General features: G+C 67.4%; 12 protein-coding genes. 3 read left to right on the top strand and 9 right to left on the bottom strand.

Annotated elements, in window-relative coordinates; genetic code table 11:
- The first annotated feature begins 98 nt into the window (after window positions 1-98).
- From RBA41_RS00070 to RBA41_RS00080, 3 genes are read left to right on the top strand one after another with little or no spacing between them, the layout of a single operon-like run.
- The gene (locus tag RBA41_RS00070; RefSeq protein ID WP_306619768.1) at window positions 99-530 is read left to right on the top strand and encodes a hypothetical protein; all 432 of its coding nucleotides are present in this window, start codon (window positions 99-101) and stop codon (window positions 528-530) included.
- Window positions 527-970, top strand: a complete 444-nt coding sequence (locus RBA41_RS00075; protein WP_306619770.1) for a hypothetical protein — start codon at window positions 527-529, stop codon at window positions 968-970. The genes RBA41_RS00070 and RBA41_RS00075 overlap by 4 nt, the downstream gene beginning before the upstream one ends.
- Complete coding sequence (locus RBA41_RS00080) at window positions 964-1,992, top strand: energy transducer TonB (protein WP_306619772.1); 1,029 nt, start codon at window positions 964-966, stop codon at window positions 1,990-1,992. The genes RBA41_RS00075 and RBA41_RS00080 overlap by 7 nt, the downstream gene beginning before the upstream one ends.
- A 42-nt stretch (window positions 1,993-2,034) precedes the next feature.
- Here RBA41_RS00080 and RBA41_RS00085 read toward each other — a convergent pair whose 3' ends face one another.
- The 9 genes from RBA41_RS00085 to RBA41_RS00125 form a co-directional block, all read right to left on the bottom strand.
- Complete coding sequence (locus RBA41_RS00085) at window positions 2,035-3,612, bottom strand: chitinase (RefSeq protein WP_306619774.1); 1,578 nt, start codon at window positions 3,610-3,612, stop codon at window positions 2,035-2,037.
- A 525-nt stretch (window positions 3,613-4,137) separates the two neighbouring features.
- Window positions 4,138-6,978: a hypothetical protein gene (locus RBA41_RS00090; RefSeq protein WP_306619776.1), complete on the bottom strand. Its 2,841-nt coding sequence runs from the start codon at window positions 6,976-6,978 to the stop codon at window positions 4,138-4,140.
- A 6-nt stretch (window positions 6,979-6,984) separates the two neighbouring features.
- Window positions 6,985-8,355, bottom strand: coding sequence for an ATP-binding protein (locus tag RBA41_RS00095; RefSeq protein ID WP_306619779.1), 1,371 nt, complete (start codon window positions 8,353-8,355; stop codon window positions 6,985-6,987).
- Between the two features lie 10 nt (window positions 8,356-8,365).
- Window positions 8,366-14,872: a contractile injection system tape measure protein gene (locus RBA41_RS00100; RefSeq protein WP_306619781.1), complete on the bottom strand. Its 6,507-nt coding sequence runs from the start codon at window positions 14,870-14,872 to the stop codon at window positions 8,366-8,368.
- 4 nt (window positions 14,873-14,876) lie between these two features.
- Window positions 14,877-17,366 (bottom strand): contractile injection system baseplate wedge protein, encoded by a 2,490-nt coding sequence (locus tag RBA41_RS00105; protein ID WP_306619784.1) that lies wholly within the window; start codon window positions 17,364-17,366, stop codon window positions 14,877-14,879.
- Window positions 17,363-17,635 (bottom strand): hypothetical protein, encoded by a 273-nt coding sequence (locus RBA41_RS00110; RefSeq protein WP_306619786.1) that lies wholly within the window; start codon window positions 17,633-17,635, stop codon window positions 17,363-17,365. The genes RBA41_RS00105 and RBA41_RS00110 overlap by 4 nt, the downstream gene beginning before the upstream one ends.
- Window positions 17,632-18,474, bottom strand: a complete 843-nt coding sequence (locus RBA41_RS00115; protein ID WP_306619788.1) for a contractile injection system tail -fiber like adhesin — start codon at window positions 18,472-18,474, stop codon at window positions 17,632-17,634. The genes RBA41_RS00110 and RBA41_RS00115 overlap by 4 nt, the downstream gene beginning before the upstream one ends.
- Window positions 18,461-22,156: a baseplate J/gp47 family protein gene (locus RBA41_RS00120; protein ID WP_306619790.1), complete on the bottom strand. Its 3,696-nt coding sequence runs from the start codon at window positions 22,154-22,156 to the stop codon at window positions 18,461-18,463. The genes RBA41_RS00115 and RBA41_RS00120 overlap by 14 nt, the downstream gene beginning before the upstream one ends.
- The gene (locus tag RBA41_RS00125) at window positions 22,143-22,577 is read right to left on the bottom strand and encodes a gp25 family contractile injection system sheath assembly initiator (protein WP_306619792.1); all 435 of its coding nucleotides are present in this window, start codon (window positions 22,575-22,577) and stop codon (window positions 22,143-22,145) included. The genes RBA41_RS00120 and RBA41_RS00125 overlap by 14 nt, the downstream gene beginning before the upstream one ends.
- Window positions 22,578-22,582: the final 5 nt, after the last annotated feature.

Below are 22,582 nucleotides of genomic sequence, written 5' to 3' on the forward strand. Positions count from 1 at the left end.
ATTTCCACAAAAACCTTGAGCCTTGCTACAGTTTCAGATAAAGTTGCAGTCCGGAAATTTCCGTATTTACTTTAACTGACAGGTTTGATATGTACCGAATGCTAAGCGCACTTGCGCTCGGTCTGCTTTTAAGCGGCTGCGCCACCCAATACCAGAGCATGGGCATGACTGGTGGCCACGCCAGCGGGCAAGGTCCCGGCAAGCTCAAACGGGTGGTCTTCGCCGGCAATGGCTATACCAAGGCCGATCTGACGCAGGCGTACGCCAAGTACCGCTGCGCCGAAATGGCCCAGGCCAACAAAAAGCCTTTCTTTATCATGTACGAGTCGCTGTTTGCGGCAGCCGCCGAGCGGCCGTCGACCACGCCGCGCGTCGGAATGGTGCATAACAAGCCGGTCTCCACGGTCTTCATGCTGATGCTCGACGCCCCGCGTCCGGGCGTGCTCGAAACCGCGGTTGTCCTCCAGGAACTGGGCCCCATCGTCAATGGCGGGCCGGTCGAATCAAGTACACAAGGCGGAACGCAATGAACTTTCCATCGAACGGCGTGCGCGCGGCAATCGCATGCGGCATTCTTCTCCTGACCGCCTGCGGTACGCCGATACCGGTGTACGTACCCGAGGCGGGCGCGGCAAGCACCAAAGTGAGCCTGATGGGCGGCGGCACGCCATATATGTGCCTCGCAGGCCAGTTCTACCGGTTCGACGTGCAGGCCGGCGCCGATGGCACGTCCACCGTGCAGGTCCCGGTCGGCACGCGCCTGACCATGCGCAACGTCATGACCTATCAGGGCCATAACGTCGTCAGTACGTGCAGGCCCGCGTTCAGCGTGATCCCGAAGGAAGGCCAGACCCTGTTCGTCAATAGCGGCCTCAGGGCCGGCACGTGTTTCACTGAAGCGGTGCGCGAGGACAACAGCAAGGATACCGGCGTGGCGCTCGAACCATCGCTGGGAGCGCCGCAATGCTGAGGCTTGGCGCCCTGGTGGCGCTGACCGTGATGGCATCGGCCGCGTCTGGCGCCGACCTGCCCTTGTCCGCCTGTGCGGCCCAGGCCTATCCGGCCGAAGCCTTGCGCTATCGTATGGAGGGCGCAACGCGCGTCCAGCTCGGCGCAGACAAGGCCGCGCGCGTGATCGCCGAAAGCGGCTACGCCGTGCTCGACCGCGCATCGCTGGCCCTGGCCGCCACCTGCAAACCGGCGCGCGCCAGCGAAGATGGCACGCCGTGGGTGATCACGGTGCCGTGGAAGCTGCCGGTCCAGGCGGGCTACACCGCCGCGCGGCTGACTGCCGAGCGCTGCACGCGCAGGAATAAACTGATCCGTTTCCCCGAGCTCGATGGCCCGCCGCCCAACCTGACCGTGCGCGTGCTGGTATGGACCGATGGCGCGCCGTACACGCCGAAGATTGAAATGTCGAGCGGCGAGCCGCTGGTCGACAAGCAGGCCATCGACATCGTCGAGAACTGCCGTTTCGATCCCGCCACCCTGGCTGGCGCGGCGGTGGAGGGTGCCGTGCTGGTGCCGCTCGCTTTCGACACCGCCGGCGTGTCCGACGAGAGGATGCGCGCGGCGTACAAGCGCCTGACCGATCCGCTGGTGGGCAAGAAGGATTACAAGCTGGCGCAAATCCGCTACGAGTCCGAAACCGAAGCGACCCGGGTGATCGGGGAAATCAACGGCGGGGCCAGCTTTGCCGAAATCGCCCGCACCCGCGCAAAAACGCCGGCCGAAGCCAAGCTCGAAGGCAAACTCGGCTGGATGCGCCTGGCACAGATGGACAATCCCGTTGCGCGCGCCATCGAGGCGCACGGCGTGCCCGGATTGTTGCCGACCGCCTTGCGCGGCCATAGCGGCGGCTGGCACGTGATCGAGATCCAGCAGACGCGCCCGGCCGAGTCGGCAGGCTACGACCAGATCAAGACTGAACTCAGGCGCAAGCTGATCGAGGAACGCGACATCGTGGTGGAGCAGCCTCCTGCCGTGAACTGATGTAAATGAACGGGGCCGCATTCGCGGCCCCTTCTTTTTTGCTTACGGCAGTGTTTTCAGGGTCGCCTTCACAGGCACCGAGAAGTTATAGCCATCGTACCTGTCCCAGTTGATCGACCACGTCATCACGCCGCGGAACTCTGGGTAAGCCTTGACCGGCTTGATGGTGCCGCAGTTGAGCAGCCGGGTCAGGCAGTTGAGCGCGTTGTTGACGTCGGTCGTGGTGGTAAAGCCTGAACCGGCCGAACTTCTGCCCGACGGCACGCCAAAGCCCACCTGGTCCGGACGCAGGCCGGCAAAGGTATTGCCGCCATAGGTAAAGCCTTCGATCAGCATGCGTGCCGTGGCGACCAGCTGGTCGGTCGACCCGGCCTTGATCGGGCCGGTTGCATACGGCGTGTAGATGTCGCCGTTGTTGTAATACTGCGGATGCAGCACCGTCAGTTCATTGCGCAGCGCGTTGATGATCGGGATGTACGCGCCCCAGATCGAACCGTAGCTGGTGTAGCCGCCTTCCACATACACCCATTCCGGCGCCATCGACAGATAGAAGCCTGCGCCCACCTTGGCCTTGAGGTTCTTGACCGCGATCGGCAGGTAAGTCTGGATCGCCGCGCCTTGCGAGACGCCGTTTTCCAGATCGATATCGATGCCGTCGAAGCCGTATTTGACGATGATCCCGTGCAGCGAGTTGGTGAAGTTGGTCGCTTCGGCGGTCGAGCCGACCGATACCGAGCCGTTCTGTCCGCCCAGCGAGAGGATGACCTTCTTGCCCTGCGCCTTTTTGGCCTTGATGTCGGCGATGAACTGCGCTTCGCTGCCGGCGCTCGGGTCGACCGTGAAGCTGACGTTGCCGCCGCCAGCGTTATCGGCGAACGAGACCACGATCACGTCCCAGTCGTTGCTGACCTGGCTGATCGGATAGGTGTTGCCGCTCGGGTTGGAGAAATTATGCCAATAGCCGATCAGCGCGTGTTTGGCCAGGCCAGTCGGAGTTGGCGTTGGCGTCGGTGTTGGTGTTGGAGTTGGAGTCGGCGTCGGCGTCGGAGTCGGCGTCGGCGTCGGAGTAGGCGTCGGTGTCGCGCAGGTGCCGCCGGCGGTCCACAGCGTCGGTGAATCTTTCGGATTCCAGTTGGTGCCAACGTACGCGGTGTGAGCGACGAGCGCCTTGTACGACGCGCCGAGGTAGCTGACCACCTGGCCGGCGGTATAGGAGCTTCCTTCGGCCCACAGCGCGCAGCCTGCCGGCGTTGGGGGCGGCGTTGGGCCGGGTGGCGGGGTGGGCGTCGGCGTTGGTGTCGGCGTTGGCGTTGGCGTGGTGCCGCACGTGCCGCTCACTGTCCAGGGCTTGCCGCTTCCACCGGCCCCGTTGTTGGTCGATGGATTGTCTCCCTGCGTCCAGTAGGCGGCCGTGTAGTTGATTCCCCCGTAGCTGGCTGATTTGCCACCGTCGTAGGCGGTGGCGCTGTTCCAAGCTGCATAACACACGCTCGTTGCCGCCATCATCCTGCTTTGGGACGACTGGGCGCCGGTGGAGGTGTTTTCGCTGCCGCCGCCGCACGCGGCCAGCGATCCGCCCAGTACGCTGACGATCAGGCTGTTGATGATTGTTCTGTTCAATTGAAGCTCCATATCAAATTGTCGGGACACGTGCGTGCCGGATGTAAATCAGGTCGATCCATTTGCCGCGCGACGCTCTCCCTTGCCGGAGGGGCGACGGCGGAATCGATCTGCGCGGCCATTCTGATGCTTTATGTGCAAGATCGATATACCAATATAACACCAATATGCGGAAATATGCATACCAGATTAAGCGATATCAATACCAAAGGATGAGCCAATACCGACTACATGCAAGCGCGCACCGGCGCCAGGGCCAACCCGGCCGCCGCGCCAGCGTCCCCCAACGGCGCCTGCATGCTCGGTTTCGAGAAATACCAGAAGGGGCACGCTGGCGCCGGTCGACCTCGACCCGGGGCGCAACTTCGCTTATCGGGTGGCCTTCCAGAATTACATGGCAGGTATCGCGCGCGCCAAGATGCCGGGAATGCTGGATACAAGGCGAGCTACACCCGTCCCGGCGAGAGTGACAGTAAGAAACAGCGGCTATAACGGGCACAGCAGTGCAGGCTCGCTTCCCCGGGCTTACGGCCGCTCGTTGCGCTCCTTGAATTTCGCGCGGAAATAGAAATACATGCCGATCAGGCACAGCACCAGCACGGCCGGGATCAGGTAGCCGTCCGACGCTGGCGCCAGGTAGGGATCGAACAGCAGCAAGGCCACCAGCACCAGTACGGCCAGCAGCGCGACGGCCAGCGGCGCCACGTAGTGTTTGCGCAGCAGCGTGCGCACCTGGCACGAGCGCCAATACGCGATCGCCAGTACCACCAGGACGATAAGCAGCACATCGAATGCGAAGCGCAGCGGCCAGCGGTACTCGCAAACGAGCTTGCTGACCGTGCTGTCGGTGCTGCTGGCCTGGCCCGGCGGATCGCGGAAAAAGTCCTGGATGCAATCGTCCACCGATTGCGATTCGCCGCAGTCCTTGACGCCGGCCACGGCGCGCCTGGCCGGCGCCGCATTGGCTGGCGTCCAGCCCGGCCAGAAACCGACCCCGCCGAAATTCTGGTTAAAGTAGACCAGGTCTTCCTGCAGCTGTTGCCAGCCGCTGCCATCGAAATTAATGACCGGCACGATCCGGTTCAAGAGGCGGAGCTGATCCATGGTCGTACCATCGCTCTCGATCTCGCGCCGCAGCAGTTGCTTGTTGTACCCGCTCGGCTCATCGAACAAGACCAGGAGATTGGGTAGCTTGCGCATCTGTTCGCGCTGCAACATCTGATGGCGCCGTTCCGTCATCCACCATGGCGCCAGCGTCTCGTCGGCACGCACCATGCCGGCCAGCTTGCTGTATTGGTAGATACCCTGGTTCAGTTCGGTGCGGCGCATCATGATGTTCAGGCGAAAATGTTTCTGGTCGAGCCGCTTGCGCAGATCGCCAAGAAAGGTCTCGAACTGGCCCACCGAAGCGGCGTCGCGCGGATAGCCATCGAAATACAGAGTCACGCCATCGCCGCGGACCGGCACCGGTGTCGTGCCGAACGACAGCCATGGCCGTGCCCTGGACGCCAGGTCGGTCATGGGCGCGGTGAGCAGGCTCTCAATGTTCTTCGACAGCAGGGCAAAGCGGCGTGCGCGCTCCTCGATGCCGAGCGCCGACCACGGCCCCCAGGCGCTGCGCTGAATCACCCAGTCGACACTGACCCGGTGCCGGCGCGCGGCGGTGACGAAGTCGAGCTGCCGGTCGTCGCTGCCACCGAACAGTTCGTCGATCCTGGCGCCGCTGTTGGCCATGATCAGCGTGCCGCTATCGTCGAACGTGACCCCGTAGTAGTTAACGCGCGACACCAGGCTGAAATCGATCCGCTGGGCGGCCCCGCCCTGCCAGAACGGCAGGAAGCGAAACACCTGGGTTCTCTGGTCGTCGCTGCAACCGCACAGGTCCGCTGCCAGTGTGATCGGTGCGGACCGGTCGTACGCTGGCGTCTTGCGGCTCACCTGGTCGAACAGGTAGCTGTAGCGCGTGTACAGGTCGCCCATCGTTCTGCGTTCCTTGTATCCGGGGCTCGCGCTGGCAGTCGAGCCGTCGAGGGCGAACTCGGGATCCGCCGGCCCGCAGTAATTGGCGTCGCGCAGGGTTCGGAGGCGCTTGCCAAGATCGGGGTCGGCATCCTGGCCGTAACTGACGGCCTTGATCAGCGCCGCCATGTCCTCGTCGCTCATGCGCCCGGATGGCCCCGGCGCCCGGCGCGCGGGCGACGCCACCGGCTGGCAACTGCCGATGCCCACCGTCAGCCGGTCCAGCAGCGCCCGTGCGAACAGTTGCTGGTGCGGGTATTGCATGCCGACCACCGGTTGCAGCAGGGTGGCCAGTGGCGCCGGCAGTACCGGCCGCGCGGCGATGGCGGCCAGGGTCTCGTCGGTCACACCGATGCCGTGATCGGTCTTGACCGCATGCTCTTTCAGCAGCGGCAGCAGGGGGGCCGGCTTCTGGGTGGTGTCCGCCAGCACCGCCTTCACTTCCTCCTCGAAGTCGGTGTGCGCGATGACGGTGTCCGGTTCGACCAGCGCCTTGAGCGCCTTGACCGTGGCGGCTGAAAATTGGCGCTTGCTGGCAATGGTCTTGAGGTCCTCCGCCGTCAGTCCGTACCAGTAAGCCTGGCCGACCTTGTCGCCCACGTTGGCAACTTGCGCACTGGCCTTCGCGTGGTAGCGCACCAGCACCGGCGGCAGCTTGACCTCGTCGAGCCGGAGGCGGATCGGATACAGCGTGGCGCGGTCGGCTTGCCCGTCGATCCAGCGCCCGAACTCGACGCTCAGGACATCGGGGCGCCATTCCTTGTGCGCCGCCAGCCGGTCGGCGAAATGCAGCAGGGCCTCAACCGACGCTTCGGACACATTCGGCGCCGGCTCCATGTTGTAGTAGAGCCAGAAGCGCGTGATGAAGGACAGCGTGATCGGTCCCACCACATTGTCCGACAGAGGTTGGCCGGCTGCGGCATGGGCCTTCACGTAGGATGCGTCGCCCTGGAAGATCTGCTTGAGCGCATCCTGGATGCGCTTGCGCTTTTTGGCGTCGTAACGCTGCAGCACCTCGACCGACAGCAGGCGCGGCGCCGCACCCGCCTTGGGCGGCGCCGGCGTGGGCGCCGCAACCGTCTTGGGTGGCGCTGGCGTGACCGCCGCAACCGCTTTGGGTGGTGCCGGCGTGACCGCCGCAACCGCCGCCGGCTCGGCCACGACAACTGTTTCTGGACTTGGTACGGGCACGGTAGCCGCTTCCGGCGGCGCCGGCCTGGACACCGAGACAGGCTTGGGCGGTGCCGTCGGTGCCGGCGTGGCCGCAGCCACAGCCGGTTCGGACAGCGCCAACAGGACGCCCAGCGCCGCACAAGGCAGGAAAGACCAGCGTGAATGTAGGTTCATAGATCCCTAAAGGGTGCGTCCTTCTTTGATGAATTCCTTCTTGATCGCGCGCTCCAGGTCGTCCAGTTCGATGCGCACGCTGGCCGTGGCCTGCTTTTCCTGGCGCCGCGCCGCGCGAATGGCGGCGTAGCGCGCCACGTTGGTCAGGGCACCGCCCGAGAGCACGTGCTTGTCGGCCAGGCGGTGCAGATCGACGTCGGCAGCCAGCAAATCGCGGTCCTGAAACAGCTTGTCCCACAATTGTTCACGTTGCAGCGCGTCCGGCAGCGGAAAATAGATCGCCGACTGGAAGCGGCGCGCAAACGCCTCGTCCAGATTGGAGCGCAGGTTGGTCGCGAGGATGACGACGCCGGGGAAGTCCTCCACCCGTTGCAGCAGGTACGAGATTTCCTGGTTCGCGTGACGGTCGTTCGAGCTGCTGCCTTCGGTGCGCTTGCCGAACAGCGCGTCGGCCTCGTCGAAAAACAGGATCCAGTTCTTGTTCTGCGCCTGGTCGAACACATTGGCCAGGTTCTTTTCGGTCTCGCCGATATATTTGGAGACGATCATCGACAGGTCGATGCGGTACACGTCCACGCCAACCGATTGCCCAAGCAGGGTCGCCGTGAGCGTCTTGCCGGTGCCGGGAGGTCCGTAGAACAGGGCGCGAAAGCCCGCCTTGACCTTCGTCTCCAGGCCCCAGCGGCGCAGCAGGGCGGGACCGCCGCGCATCCAGGCGCGGATCTGCTCGATTTCATCCATCACCTCGGGCGCCAGCACCAGGTCGGACCACGCCAGCGGCGTGGTTATCAGCTTGGCCGGGAAGCCGGCGCCGAAGTCCGGCTTGTGCTGCTGGCCGACGGTGAGCCGGTGCAGATAATCGGTCTCCACCGCCAGCGTCGCGCGCAGCGCCGGCTCGCCGCCGGCCGCCTGCTGCATGCGCAGGATGCCCAGCTTCGCAAAAAAGTGCGATGGCTCGAACAGGAGTCCCACCTCGAAGCGGCGTTGCAAATCGTCGCCGGCGAGGATGAAGACGGCAGTTTCGCCGGTCGGCAGCAAGCCGCTGTGCGCCGCGCCGCGCACGCCGCCGAACTCGGTGAAGGTGCGTTCGATCAGCTTGTTATGCGTCAGCAGCAGATCCAGCGCCTGCGGACGGATGTGCGGCAGCAGTGCCAGAATCAGGACGATGCGCTCGTCGGCGCTCATCGCCACTCCGGCGCCCGTGCGCACGGTGTCGGCGAACAGCGAAGGATCGCCGGCCAGATCGGGCGGCGCCGGGAAGACCGGCACCACCCCGGCGTCGGCATCCTGCGCCACGAAGTAGGTCTCGAAACGCGCCGTCAGCACCGCCCCGAACCAGTCGATCTCGCGCGCCAGGCTGCGCGCGTTGGCTGTCATTGCCTCTTTTTCAGCGCCATTCGACATGCACGGCCCTTTCCATCCATGGATGCCGGATCACCGAGAATGACCACGGCAGCGCGTCGAGCAGCATGTCGAACGAGCCGGCTTCCACTTTCAGGCGCCAGGCGTCGTCTTTCAGGTGCATGCTGCCGGGCCGCTGCAGGAACGATTGCCGCAAGCCGTCGGGCGAGGTGTTGCCGATGGTTTTCCAGTGCGCGATCATCGCCCGCAGCATCGTGTCCACCGCCTCGCGCTCCTCGTCGGTCGGCACGATCTCGCGCACGATCGGGGCGCTCAGCTTCAAGCCGCACAAGACCTTGTTCAGTCCAAGCTGGTATTCCGGGCAGCCGGTCTGGCCGCTGACGATGAACTGCACCAGGTGTACCGCGCGCTCGGCCGCCTCGGTGCTCTTGAAGCGGGCGCCCTCGGTCAGGCCCACCATCGCAAACAGGCGCGGAAGGTAAGGGCCGGCCAGTACCTGGCCGGCGTTCGACAGGTACAGGGCGTCGCACTCGTCATCGAGCACGCTGGCGGCGCCCGGCGCCAGGGCCGGCGCATGGCGCTGCGCTGGCGCGGCAACGCCGGCTGCTTCGGTCAGATGGGCCGCCAACGCGCGCGCATACGCGGCCGGTTCGAAGTGCAGGCGCTGCTCGAAGAACCAGCCAAAGGCAAATTGCCTGGTGCGCAGCCCGATGCGGGCCGCAGCGGGCGCCGGCAGATCCCGTGCCAGGGGGCCGCCAACCTCACGCGCGCAGCGCTGCACTGCCTCCAGGTCGGCCCCGGCCAGCAGCGTGACCACGCTGTCCAGCAGGCCCGCCGAAAACTGCGCGCTGTCCTCGCCGGCGCCGTGGAGCAGGGGGGCCAGCGCCGCGCGCTGCGCCGGCGCATGGGCGGCGAGGGCGCGCGCGCAGGAGACGGCGGCTCGCTTCGGAGCGGGCGACGGCGGTGCGGCGAAACGCTCGTCGAGATCGTCGAGATCGACCGCACGCTCGTTGGCCAGGTCGTCGAGCACCTGGCGCAGGTAGGCCTGCGGCGCGGCGCTGCGGCTGGCATGGGCCTGGGCGGCGCCAAGCAGGGTTCTTCCGTGCTCGCCGACGTTGTCGAGGTGGGCGGCGATCCGCCGCAGCACGTCGGGATCGGACTGCGCGTGGATGGTCGGTACGGCAGGCATGGGATCCTCCGGGGTGGATGGCACGGTGCTTGCGGGTGGCGGTTCCGCTTCGGCAGGCTGGCTGTCGACGTGTTCGGCGATGGCTTCGAGGTCGATCGCCTCGCCGCGCTCCAGGGCCATGTTGACGGCGCGCAGGAAGCCGGCGGTATCCGCGCTGCGTTCCGCATACGCGCTGATGGCGTGCTGCAGCACGCTGTCCGGGCTGGCCATGTGCGTCTCGATGGCTTGCCACAGCCGGCCAACTGTATCGCGGTGGGCGGCGTGTGTTGCCGCTTGCGCGCCGGGCATCGGGGCTGCGGTCAGTTGCATGACGGCGGCCAGCCAGCGGGCGCGGTCGGGCTGTGGCGCGCGCCCGGCGTGCGGCTCCAGCAAGGCGCTGAGTGCATCGAGCACCGGCGCCGGGAACTGCTGCGCGACCCGCTCCCACACGGCGGCGCGCGCGCCGATGTCGATGATCGCCTTGCGGGCATCGTCGCCGAGACCTGCAAAGACGGCCGGTACGAGGCCGGCCGCATCGCCGTCGACGAGTGCGCGCAGAAGGAACGCGGTGCGGGCACGCGCATCGACGGCGGTCAGGTCGATACGTTGTGAGTGTTCAAGCGCGTCGTGGGCGGCGCGCAGGAAATCCGGGAGACACGCGCTGTGCGCGGCATGCACGGCGATGGCCTGCATCTGCATGTCGCGCTGCAAATGGTTCTCCACGGCGGCCATGCGGGCGGCTACTTGCCGCCACAGGTCGATCACGGGAGTACTCGGGGCGCGCAGGGCGGCGTTGTAGCGCTCCGGATCGAAGGGCGTCACCGCCAGGTGCATGATGCTGGCGAGCCAGAGGTCGCGTACCGGCGCCCCGGACGCGGCCGCGATGTTGCGCAGGATGGCGGGCGCCTGCGGCGCCACCAGTGTCGTCAATTCGTCCAGCAGCGCGAGCGGGAAACGCCGGGCGACACGCTGCCACACATCGAAGCGGGCGCCGGTCCGCGCCATCGCCTGACGCGCCGCGTCGCTGTGTGCCGAGAGCAGATCGGCCGTAAGAGCCGTCGCATCGGCATTGTCGAGCGCCGCCAGGATGCGCTGGACCGGTTGCACGATGTCGTCGGGCGGCATATTCGACGGCACAGGCGCGCCGACCGCCGCCGCATAGCGTATCGGGTCGAACGGCATGGCCGCCAGGTGCATCATGCTGGCCAGCCACCGTTCGCGCGCGGGCAGTTTCACTGCGCCGGTGGCGATTTGCGGCTGCCGCAGGATGGCGGCCGCGGCCGGGGCCATCAAGGCCGTCATGTCATCGAGCAGCGCAAGCGGGAAGCGCCGCGCGACCGGCTGCCATACGTCGGCACGGGCGCCGATGCGGGCGATGGCCTGGCGCGCAGCGTCGGTGTGCACGACAAGGACATCGGGCAGCAAGGCTGCCGCATCGGTGGCGAGTAACGCGGCCAGGATGCGCCGTGCCGGTTCGGCGCCCGGTTCAATGGCCGCCGCGTTCATTGCGGCGGTATAGCGCGCGGCGTCGAACGCGGTGGCGGTGAGGTGCGTGATGCTGGCGAGCCAACGGCGACGCTCGGGAATCGCTGCGCCGTGCGCACCGGCATGCAGATCGCGCAGGATGATGGCCGCCTGCGGCGCCAGCAAGGTGGTGATCCGACCGAGCAGCGCAAGCGGGAAGCGCTGCGCGACACGCTGCCATACATCGAAGCGGGCGCCGATGCTGGCGATTGCCTGGCGCGCCTCGTCGCCCTCCACCGCAAGCAGGCCCGCCTCGAAGGCGTCCGCATCGGATGACCGAAGCGCTGACAAGATGCGCTGCTCCGGGTCGGTGGCGATGTCGATCCGGTCGCGCAGGACAGGAATGGCTGGTGTTGGCTGGCTCTGACGTGCGGGCGCGTGCCCGGCCAATGCGGCCGCATGGCGGCGCGGGTTGAAAGGCATGGCTGCCAGGTGCATGAAGCTGGCGAGCCAGCGGTCCCGGTCCTGGATCGGTAGCTCCCTTTGCGGTGCCAGCAACGCCGTCATCCGGTCCAGAACATCGAGCGGGAATCGCCGTGCCACGCGCTCCCAGACGTCGTCCCGCGCGCCGATGCGGGTGATGGCGGCGCGTGCCGCTGCGCTGTGCTCAATGAATATATCCGCCGGCAGATTCGCCGCGTCCCCAGCCAGCAAGGCTGACAGAATGTGCTGTTCCATCTCTGCGCGACTCGTCGAGCCCATGGCGTTGGCATGGCGCGCCGGGTTAAGTGGTACTGCGGTCAGGTGCATGAAGCTGGCGAGCCAGTGGTCTCGATCCTGGATCGGTAGCTCGTTTTGCGGTGCTAGCAATGCCGTCATCCGTTGCAGAACATCGAGCGGGAATCGCCGTGCCACGCGCTCCCAGATGTCGTTACGCGATCCGATCCGTGCGATGGCATTGCGTGCCGCGTCGCTGTGTTCACTGAATATCTCCGCCGGGAGATTCGCCACGTCCGCAGCCAGCAAGGCTGACAAAATGCGCTGTTCGATGTCCGCGCGATTCGTCAGGCCCATGGCGGCGGCGTAGCGCGCGGCGTCGAACGGCATCGCGGTCAGGTGCATGAAGCTGGCAAGCCAGCGGTCCCGATCCCGGATCGGCAGCTCGCGCAATACGTCTTCGGCCTGGGGCGCCAGCAATGCCGTCATCCGGTGAAGTACATCGAGCGGGAAGCGCTGCGCCACGGGCTTCCAGACATCGGTGCGTGCGCCGATGCGGGTAATGGCTTCGCGTGCCGCTTCGCTGTGCGCGTCGAACATGTCCGGTGGCAGATGCGCCAAGTCCCCGGCCAGCAATGCCGAGTAGATGCGCTGTTCGGTGTCCGTGCCACTCGCCAGGTGCATGAAGCTGGCGAGCCAGCGATTGCGATCGGCGATCGGCAGCCCCCGCTGCGGCGCCAGCAATGCAGTCAGCCCGTTGAGTACATCGAGCGGGAAGCGCTGCGCCACGCGTTCCCAGACGTCGCCACGCGCGCCGATGCGGGCGATGGCGGCGCGTGCCGCTTCGCTGTGCGTACCGAACATGTCCGGTGGCAGAGTCGCCGCATCCCCGGCCAGCAGTGCCGCGAAAATGCGCTGTCCGGCGTCTGCGCGGCTGGTCAAGCCCATTGCGGCGGCATAGCTGGCGGCCTCGAACGGCAGCGCCGTCAGGTGCATGAAGCTGGCGAGCCAGCGGTCCGGCCCGCAGACCGGCAGCTCGCGCAAGATGTCCCCGGCCTGCGGTGCCAGCAACGCCGTCATTTGATAAAGGACATCAGGCGGGAAGCGCTGCGCCACGCGCTCCCACACCTCTTTGCGCGCGCCGATGCGGGCGATGGCATCACGTGCCGCTTCGCGGTGTGTAACAAAAGTATCGGACGGGAGGCTAGCCACGTCCGCTTCCAGCAACGCGGAAAAAATGCGCGCCTGCGCCGCCGCGCCGACGGCAAGGCTCATCGCAGCGGTATAGCGGGTCGCGTCGAACGGCATGGCGGCGAGGTGCATCATGCTGGCGAACCAGCAGTCTCGCTCGGCCAGCACGGCGTTGCCCATGCGGTGCAGGAGGGCGGGTGCCTGCGGCGCCATCAGCATGGTCATCTCATCGAGCAGCGCCATGGGAAAGCGCTGGGATACGCGCGCCCAGACTTGCGCGTTGGCGCCGATATGTGCAATCGCCGCGCGCGCCGGTTCGCCGGACAGGTCCGATAGCGCGGACGCGTCGGCGTCGAGCAGCGCGCGCAGCACGTATGCCGTCGCGGCGCGCGCTTCGACGGCCGCGGGATCGAAGGTCGTGCCTTGCCGCAGATCGTCCCACGCAGCGCGCAGAAAGTCCGCCGGACTGACGCTGCCGGCTGCATGGGCTGCGATCTCCTGCCTGCGGATCCCGGTTAGCTGGTCGCCCTGGGCGCCGGCCAGGCATGTTTCGATCCGCTGCCACAGCTTGACCACGAGCGCACTCGGGGCGCGCAGCGCGGCGCGGTAGCGTGCAGCGTCGAACGGCACGGCGCTCAGGTGCATCACGCCCGCGAGCCACGCGCTGCGCGCTGTTGCGGGCGATTGCGCCGCCACGCGGGCTTCCGGGATCGACACCGCCTGCGGCGCCAGGAGCATGGTCAGTTCGTCGAGCAGCGTGAGGGGAAAGCGCTGCGCGACCCGCTGCCAGACATCATGGCGTGCGCCGATACCGCGCATCGCGCCTGCCAGCGCATCGGCATGGACTGCGCGCAGGGCCGTCCATGCGGCTGGCAGATAGTCCGGGTTGGCTTCCGACAGCATGCGGACGAACTGCCTGATCTTCGCGTCGGCGGCAGCGGCTGGCGCCAGCGCCTCGAACATGGCGTCGGCCCATACATCGTGCTCGCGACCCGCCGCCGATCCGGCCAGCGTCGCCATGTCGTCGAGCATGGACAGCGGAAAATGCGCGGCGATACGCTGCCATAAGGCCTGGTCAGCGCCCTGACGCAGCATGACCGCGCGCAGGGCCGGGGCGTGGTGCGCCACCAGCTCGTCCCAGTCGGCGCAGATGGATGCCGCGTCGGCGGCCGCCAGCGCCTGCGCGAAGCGCGCCTGGGCATCGTCGGCGGGGTGCGCGCGGGTGGCGCTGTCGATGCCGATTGCCCGCAGCAGTGCCTGGGTTTGCGCGCCGGCGTCAGGTCCGAGTGCGCCGGCGGCTGCGCGCAATGCCGGCGTGGCCTCGCCCGATGCCACGCCCAGCACGTGCGCCAGCACCAGCTCCCACAGCATGCGCACCTGATGACGCCGCGCCCCGGCGCCGCCAGCAAGGGCGGCGCCGATCGCGTCGACCAATGCCAGCCACGCCCCGGCGTCCTGCGTCAGCAGCGGCACAAGGCGGCGCAGTTGCTCGCCATCGAACTGCTGCGCCAGGCGCCTGGCGACACCCGGCCGGGCCACGGCGCGGCGCAGAATGCTGGGCAAGGCCAGGGCATCGTTGGCCAGCATGCGTTCGAGCAGCGCCGCGGGGGTGTCGCCACGTCCGTCCAATCCGCCGCTGCGCAGGAAGCGTTCGAACAGGGCGGCATCGCTGGACGAAGCGCTCGCGTCGGCGACGACGCCAGGGTTGGCGTGCAAGGCGTCGACCAGTGCGGCGCGCAGCAGTTCGCGCAGACGTTGGCCCAATTCGGCATCGAGCAGGTGCGCAGGCACATCGCCCAGATCGATGTCGAGCCGCTCGATGCGGCGCAGGCGGCCATCATCCATGTCGTCGAGCACCGCTTCGAGCTCCGGCAGCATGCGCCCCTGCACCAGTTCCAGCAGGCGCTCGTGCGGCATCGGCTGGAGGCGCGGCGCGTCGCTTTCGAACGTCAGCTCGACATGCAGTTCTCCGATGCGGTGGACGGCGCTCATCGGCTCATACCCAGTGACTGTGGGCGTCGCGCTGCTGCTGGCGCAGCAGGAAACTGATCAGATAGGCGGAGGCGTCGTCGAGGGCTTTGTCGGCACCCCCGTCCGGCTCCGCCGCGTCGTGGCCGGCCAGCGTGGCGTGTCTCAGCTTGTCGAGCCAGTTGCGGAAACGCGATTCGAAATCGTCCATCTGCACGTAGCCCAGCCAGTAAAACGTGGGCAGGATGTGCGCCGGAAGATTCAGGCTGACGGTGTCCTGCGCAAATTTTTGGAACTCCGGATCGTGAAAGCGTGCGGTCCAGTTGGGGAACACGACACTGACGCGGAACGGGAAAAAGCCCTCGCCGGCGGCAGGAAATTGCGCGCTATCGCCACGGCGCGGCCGCAGCAGGGTGTGTTCGACCAGGTGAAAGCCTTCGCAGCGCATGTTCAGCGCGCGCAAGGTCGTGCTCAGTTCCTTCAGTTCGGCGGCGCCTTCGCCGGACTCCAGCTCGCCCAGATGCCAGTATGTCAATGGCGCGCTTTTGACCTTGAAACGGACGGCGGCGCGCCCCTCGGACGTGCGGTCGATCTCCAGGCGGCCGGGCGCGAAGGCCTTGCGCATCAGCGTCGTGGCGACGTTCATGGTGGCGCCGGGACGCGCCGCGCGCACGTGCCTGAACACGCCGGACAGTGCTCCTTCGCCGATGTGGGCGTCGGGTACGATGCGCAAGCCGGCGCGGCGCATCGGCTCGCACAGCGAGCGGCAGCAGGGATGTTCGTGCAGTCCCAGCAAGATGGCGATCTTGCGCTGGGCGCCGCTGACATTGTCGCTGTCCCAGGCCGGCAGGTCGTAGCGAAAGCCGGCGGCGCGCTGCCGCAGCAGCACCACGATGCGGGTGAGGAAGGCCAGTTTGTTGTCGAGCAGCCAGGCGTGCATCGTCTGGCGCACCGGGAAGTACGCATTGAATTTGCGCAGCGCCTGTTGTGTGTAGCACTCGCCGTACATCGCCAGCATGACGTCGATCACGCGCTCGCGCCGGTCCTCGAAGGGATCGAGGCGGCGCCGGATAGCGTCGAGTTCCTGCGCCATCTGGTCCGGCTCGCGCGTGTACAGCGGTTCGATATCGGGCAGCATCGCGTTGTTCAGGGTTTGGGAAAAATACGATTGGGTCAGGTCCGTGTCGATCGAAAACACGCTGGCGATGCCGGCCAGGTTCTGCAGGTAGTTCGCCATCACCTGTTCGAAGACGTACAGGTAGGCCTTGAGCTGGCGCGCGTGGGCGTGGGTTTCGGGCGGGGCGCTGGCGGGTACGCCGTAGGCATTGATGCCGTAAATGGCCGGGAACTGGTGCTGGATCGAGTAGTACGGCGCCAGCGGCTGGCCGGCGCCGGCCGGAATCTCGCCCAGGTGCTCCAGCGAGGCGTGGCGCTGGCGTAGCGCGCGCGCTTCGAACTGCAGTTTGTTCAAATTGATCCTGGCGCGCGAGATCAGTGCGCTTACGGCGTCGGCGTCGCTCTCGTCGTCGTCGTCGTTGTCGGGGCCCGCTGTCTGGCCCATGAAATGCACGCGCAGCATGCGCTTTTGCCGTTCATTTCTGGGGAAGCACAGGCGCGGCACCAGCCGCTTGCCGCCCGCGCCATGGAGCCTGGCGGACTTGCCCTCGGCGTCGCACAAGTCCAGCATGTGGACCTGGCGCACGCCATCGACGCCGCGAATCAGTCCGATCAGGCGCGGCAGCGAAATGCCCGCGTCGGGCGCGCGCTGCGCGCTCTCGGTAATGTGGCCGTGCGTGGTAAACGGTCCGGAAAAGAGCGCGTCGGGCGGCACGCCGTCGGCCGCCGCATGCTCGTAGCTGTCGAATTGCAGGCCGGAGATGAGGTGGTGGGCGCACAGGAAAAAAATGTCGGCGTAGATCGCGGCAGGATCGCGCAGGCTGTGCACCTCGATATCGCCCGTCAGGTAGAAATCCTCGGTCTCGAGCACGGCGATGCGTCCGATGTCCTGGCACAGCGCGCGCGCGGCGCCGGCCTCGGCGCGGATGCGGCGCGCCACGTCGCCCGCCTGCGCCGCCGTCGGCTGCGCGCGCACGCCGGTGGGAGGGTCGCCCAGCTTGAAGGCGATGTCGATCAGGCCGTCGGCGGAGCCGGCCTGGGTCACCCACACATCCTCGATTTCGGCAATGCGGTCGTACAGCAGGCGGCGCCAGTCGTCGGCGGTGACCGGCTCGCTCGGGAAGATGTCTTGCGGCAGGTGCAGCGCGTGCCGTTCCAGGTCGATCGTACCGTCGCGCCCGGCCAGGTAATCCTCATGCCGGAAGGCGGAGCGGTAGGCCAGTTCGGTGAGCGCGTAGCTGAGCTGGTCGAGCATGGTCACGCCCGGATCGTGGGCGTTGTAGTCGGTCCAGCGCTGACCGCACAGTGCCTGCAGCATGGCGGTGCCGGTGCGCTGCAGGGCCTCGAAATCGAGGCCGTCGGGATCGGGCCCGCGACTGCGAATGGTCAGCGCTGCGCTCATGCCTCGCCCATGCCGGCCACCTGTTCCTCGAGTGCGTCCATCAGCAGGTGCACGCGGTGGTAGGGCAGCAGGCGCAGGGCGCCGACGATCAGCTGCAGGTCGGGCAGGCTGACGCTGTAGGCGTGGGCAGCATCGGCATCGGCGGCGGCATTGGCCTGGCGGTTCAGGCGTCCGATCAGGTCGAACACGGTCTTGAACGGCAGTTCGGCCAGCGCCTCGATCACCAGCGCGCCCTGGTCGGCGCGCAGCGACAGGGTGAGCGCGCTCACGGCTGGCCGCCGCGCGCCGATGCCGGCCAGCTTGCCTTCATCGCCGGGTCGAACCAGAGCTGGGTCAGGTAGACCCGGATCGCGCTGCGTTCGGCCGGCGCGGTGCCGTCGGCGTCGTAGGCGCAGCCGACCCGGATTTGCAGCCGGTACGGCGAGGTGGCGGCCTTGTCGGTGCCGCACCAGCGCAGTTCGAGGCGGCTGCATTTGCTGCCGTAGTGGGCCTGATGACACGTGATTTCGTTTTTGCCGCCCTGGAAGGCGGACAGCGCGAAGGCGTGCAGCACCGCATACTTGCCCGAGTCGCGCTTGCCGGCGCCGGCCATGACCTCGAACGCCTGGCAGCCGGTCAGGTCGGAGGTGACGTCGTGCCAGTCGCCGTCGGCCGGCACGCTGGCGCAGGCGCGCCCGATGCGCCCGTCCGCCACGATCCGCCCTTGCAGGTCGAGCTCGAACTGGCTGGTGGCCGGGCGCGGCGGGCCGGCCAGGGTGGCGAAGCCGATCTCGGCGCCGGCCGGGCTGAGCGCCATCGCCTTGCGGTAGCCGGGCGTGCCGTCCGGGCCGTCGGCCGATTGCGGCCCGCCGGTGCCGAACACCAGGCTGCCGCCGCCCTTGTCCATGCGCACCGACCAGATCGCACTCTTGTCGGCGATGTCGTGGTAGAAGCTCATCAGGCGGCCCTGGCCGATCTGGCCGACCTTCAGGCCGTCGTGGGCATTCTTGTCGAACTGCTGGTCGACGATGTTGAGCATCGATTCGATCAGGGCGCCGAACGCGTCCTGGGCTGGCATCGCGCCTTTCTGGAACAGCCGCTTGAGTGTTTCCCGGCTATGAAGCGCCATTGCTATCCTCTGGTGAAATGATGAAGGTGGAACCGATATCGAGCGAGTTCAGGTCGGCCGCGCGGGCGGCGTCGGCGCTGGCGATCCCGATCAGGTGGCTGTGCAGCGGCACCGCCACGCTCCACGGATACTGCGGCGTGAGCGCGGCGTCGGCGGCGTCGGCGCCGCGCGCCGTGTCCGACAGCACGAAGCGCGCAGCCCCGGTGGGCGCCACGCGCAGCATGGAGCAGCCGCTGACGTCGGCAATGTAGTCGAGGCCGATGATGAACGATTCGACGTCGTGCATGCGCACGCGCCAGCCGAAGTGGGTTTGCGGTCCCGGCGCGCGCCACGGCGACAGGAAGGCGGAAATATCCTGGTTCAGGCGCGTGATGTAGTGGCCGCCGGCCAGCCCGTCCTTGAGGCGGATGCCGCAGCGCACCTGGATTTGCTCGTACACCGGCGGCTTGACCGCAATCGTGGCCGCCGGCGGCGCCACGGTGCGGATGAAGCGCTCGATGTCGTCGACCAGCTTGCCGTTCAGGTGGGGCATGGCGTCGAGCGGGGCGCCATCGGCCACATGCGGCAGCGCGACGATCAGCAAATGGCCGGGACGCACCCAGTCGCGCGCCGAAAGGCCTTCGGTGACCAGATTGGGAAAGCACTTGACCTTGTACACATCGGGGAATTGCTGCAGGATCAGCGCCTCGTAATCGGCCGGCGTCACCGCGCGTCCCTTGTGGCGCAGGCGCTCGGCGATCCGGGTATGCATCTGGGTGCGGCTCTCCGGCAAGGCGCCGCCGGACGAGGCGGCCACCTGGGTGATCTTGCCCAGGCCGGGAATGACGGTGCGGCTGCGCTCGATGCTGGCGGCCGGCAGGATCATGCTCGCCAGCGTCCCCGCGACCGCGCTCTGGCGCTCGATTTGCAGGGCGTGGGCATACACCGTGTAGACGCTGGAGAAGTGCTCCAGCGCGGCCGAGGCGCCGACCCGCAGCCAGTACAGGCCGGCCGGCATGACGGTGTGCTCGAGGCTGATGTCGGGCGGGATCGACAGCGTGACCACGCCCGAGGTCATGAAGGCGCTGGTGCCGTCGGCGATGATATTGCGCCGCGCTAGTGTTTTCCAGCGGTTGCCGCTCAGGTAAGACCAGTGCGGTTCGACCGGATGGCCGGGCACCGAATCGTCGCGCAGGTGGAAAAACAAGGTCAGGGCAGCCTCGAAGCCGCTGGCCGACAGGCCGATATGCAGGTTGCCCAGGTCCTGGCAATCGGGAATCAGGGTGACGCCGGTCTCGGTGGCCGCGCCGACCGCTTCCCAGCCGTGCGGGTGCAGGTGGATCAGCACGTTGTTGGCCAGCGCCTTGGGCGCCGCGCTGCGGTGCAGGTCGATATGGGCGATGGCGTTGTAGTTGAGCGCGATCGTGTTCACCAGCGGCGTGTAGGGCAGGTCGGGCACGCCGGCCTGGAAGTGGCGGCTCTTGTCGCGCAGGTTGCGCGTCATGGCGTGGCTGAGCGCGTACGGATACTCGCGGTGGCCGAAGGCGAAGCGCGGTGCGGCCAGGGTGAACTTGAAAAAGCCGTTGCGCGCCGTCGCGCTGTAGCTGGTGTCGGGCGTGGCCGGCGCGGCGACCGGCTTGACGCGCCCGATCACGCCGTCGCACGGCAGGGTGACGTGGCGCAGCACGCGCTTGCTGGCGCTGTGGCCGTAGTCGGTCCGAAACAGCGGCAGCCATGGCGCTTCGGCTTCGTCCGGTCCCCAGACGCCGTCGGCCAGCGCCTCGATCCTGGCGAAATACTGGTCGCTGCCCTGTGCGCCCGGATAGTCGTGATAGTACTCCAGGAAGCCGCCGCTGTCGGGCGGCAGGTCGCCCCATTCGAGGTCGATGTCGGCGCTGGTGAGCGTCTTGACGGCCGCTTCGTCGCTGCCGACGATCAGGTAGGAGCCGACCGTCGGCAGCGCGCCGAAGGGCTGGAACGGCAGGGCCGGGCTGAGCATGCCGATATGGTTGTGCAGCAACAGCTGGCGGCAGCCGCACACGCGTACCGCGATCGCGGCGGCGGCCAGGTGCAGCGCGCGCAGCAGGCCGAAGGGGTAGACATAGCTGTCCGGATTGAGGCGCAGGCGCAGCACCGGCACGGCGACCTGGTAATCCTCGCCGTGCAGCGCTGGCGCGTAGGGCACCACGGGCGGGGCGTCCAGGCCCAGCTCGAAGTCGATGCGCAGCGTGGGCGAGAGCGGCGCCGCGCCGGCGTCCGTGTCGCCCTCCCAGCGGGGATAGTAGGCAGGCACCGGCAGCCAGCCGGCCGGCCCGCTCAGTTCGATCAGGAACAGGCCGCGCAGGATGCGTGCGCGCACCGCCTCGTGGTCGATGCGCTGCTCGCTGTCCGGTCCGCCCGGGTGCGTGTCGCGCAACACCTGTTCCAGTGCGCGCAGGCGCTGGCCGAGCGTGTCGTCGTCGAAGCGCAAGGTCAGGCTGACCTGGCGAATGCCTTCGCGCATCAGGAGCACCGTGCTGGCCAGCGCCACGCCGAAGCGTGCATCCTGCACGGCGCGCTTGTCGCCCGGGTTCTTGGGCGCGCCCATCAGCGGCACGGCCGACAGCGGCGCGGGATCGGTGACGACCAGCTTGTCCGGCACGTCCAGCTGGCGGCACCAGATGTTGCTGGGCCAGGCGGCATGGGCAGGCGCCTTGCCTTTCTCATCCATGTCGGTCTCGGGGGCGATATCGGGGTCGCGGTGGCAGTACAGGGTGCTCAGCGCGCGCACCCGGGCGTCGCCCACCGTCAGGGCGTGCTCGGTCTGGTACACCAGGGGGGCGCCGGCGGCGCCGGACTGCGCGAAAAACTCGGTCCCCGCCGGCACCTCCACGTACTGGCCGGGGGCACAGGGGGCCACCACCAGGCAGGCATGGTCGGGCACGGCCGGCAGCGGCTTCATGCCCAGCACGCGCTCGTAATAAAAATCGATATGGGCGCCGGTGAAGCGGTTCAGGCGCCCGTGCAGGCGCTCGGCCATCTTGATGAAGGCGATCAGGAGCGCCACGCCGGGGTCGTGCTCGCCGCTCACCAGCGAATCGGGCAGCAGACGGGCCGCTTCCTGCTGCACCATTTCGATCGCCTTGATGAAGGCGAAATAGCTGGCCCGCATGCTCGCCTTGCTGATGTCGCCGGCGGGCGCGCTGTGCCATTGCGGCCCCAGCCCCAGTCCGGGCGCCGGCAGGAAGGCGGCAAAACCCCCGCCGTCGTCGCACAGGGTGGCGGTCACGCTCACCAGCAGGGTGTGCAGCTTGCGCCCGGCGTTGCCGGGACTGGTCGACAGGGAGCGCGTCCAGCGCTCGAGCATCCCGGTGGCCAGCGCCGTCATCGGCAGCGTGTCGACCCGCCACTCCGCTACCTCGGCGGCGCTGTCCCACCACTGCTCGAAGTCGCCCTGCAGGCGCGTCAGATTGGTCGAGAGAATGCGCGCGATGACGATGGTTTCGTCGGCCGAAAAATACGCTTCCCAGTTGCCGCCGACGCTGTTGTCGAGCTGGTAGAACTTGACCAGGCCGGCGTACTCGCTGGCCATGGCGAGCAGGTCGGGAAAGGACATTTCGGCCAGCGAAAAATAGCCGTCCTGCAGCGCCGGCAGGAGGCGCCCGGCCTGGCTGGTGCCGTCGCGCACGAACAGGCGCGGGGGATCGGCGTCAAAGGGTGGCATTGGTGCCTTCGGCGAAGTAGAACGGATAGACCATATTGCTGCGCGTATTGGTCAGGCGCACCGTGTAGGCGAGGTGGATGTCGAGCCGGCCCTGATCGATGCCGGCGTCGCCGATCTCGATCCGGTCGAGCGTGATGCGCGGCTCGAAAAACAGGATGGCGTGCGCGATCATGCCCTTGATTTCGGTCAGGGTGTTGTAGCTGATGCTGTCGAACACATGCAGCTTGATGCCGCAGCCGAAGGTGGGGCGCATGACCCGCTCGCCCGGCGCGGTCGAGAGCAGGATGCGCAGGCTCTGGCCGATATCGTCGTCGCCCGATACCATGGCCGCCTGGCCGCCCGCGCTGTACGGCCCGTCCGATTTGGTGAACGCCGGCGGAAAGGCCCAGCCGCGCCCGAGGAAGGATTGGTCGATGCTCATGGCTG

The organism is Massilia scottii, from assembly GCF_030846495.1.
Taxonomy (GTDB): Bacteria; Pseudomonadota; Gammaproteobacteria; order Burkholderiales; family Burkholderiaceae_D; genus Telluria_A; species Telluria_A violaceinigra.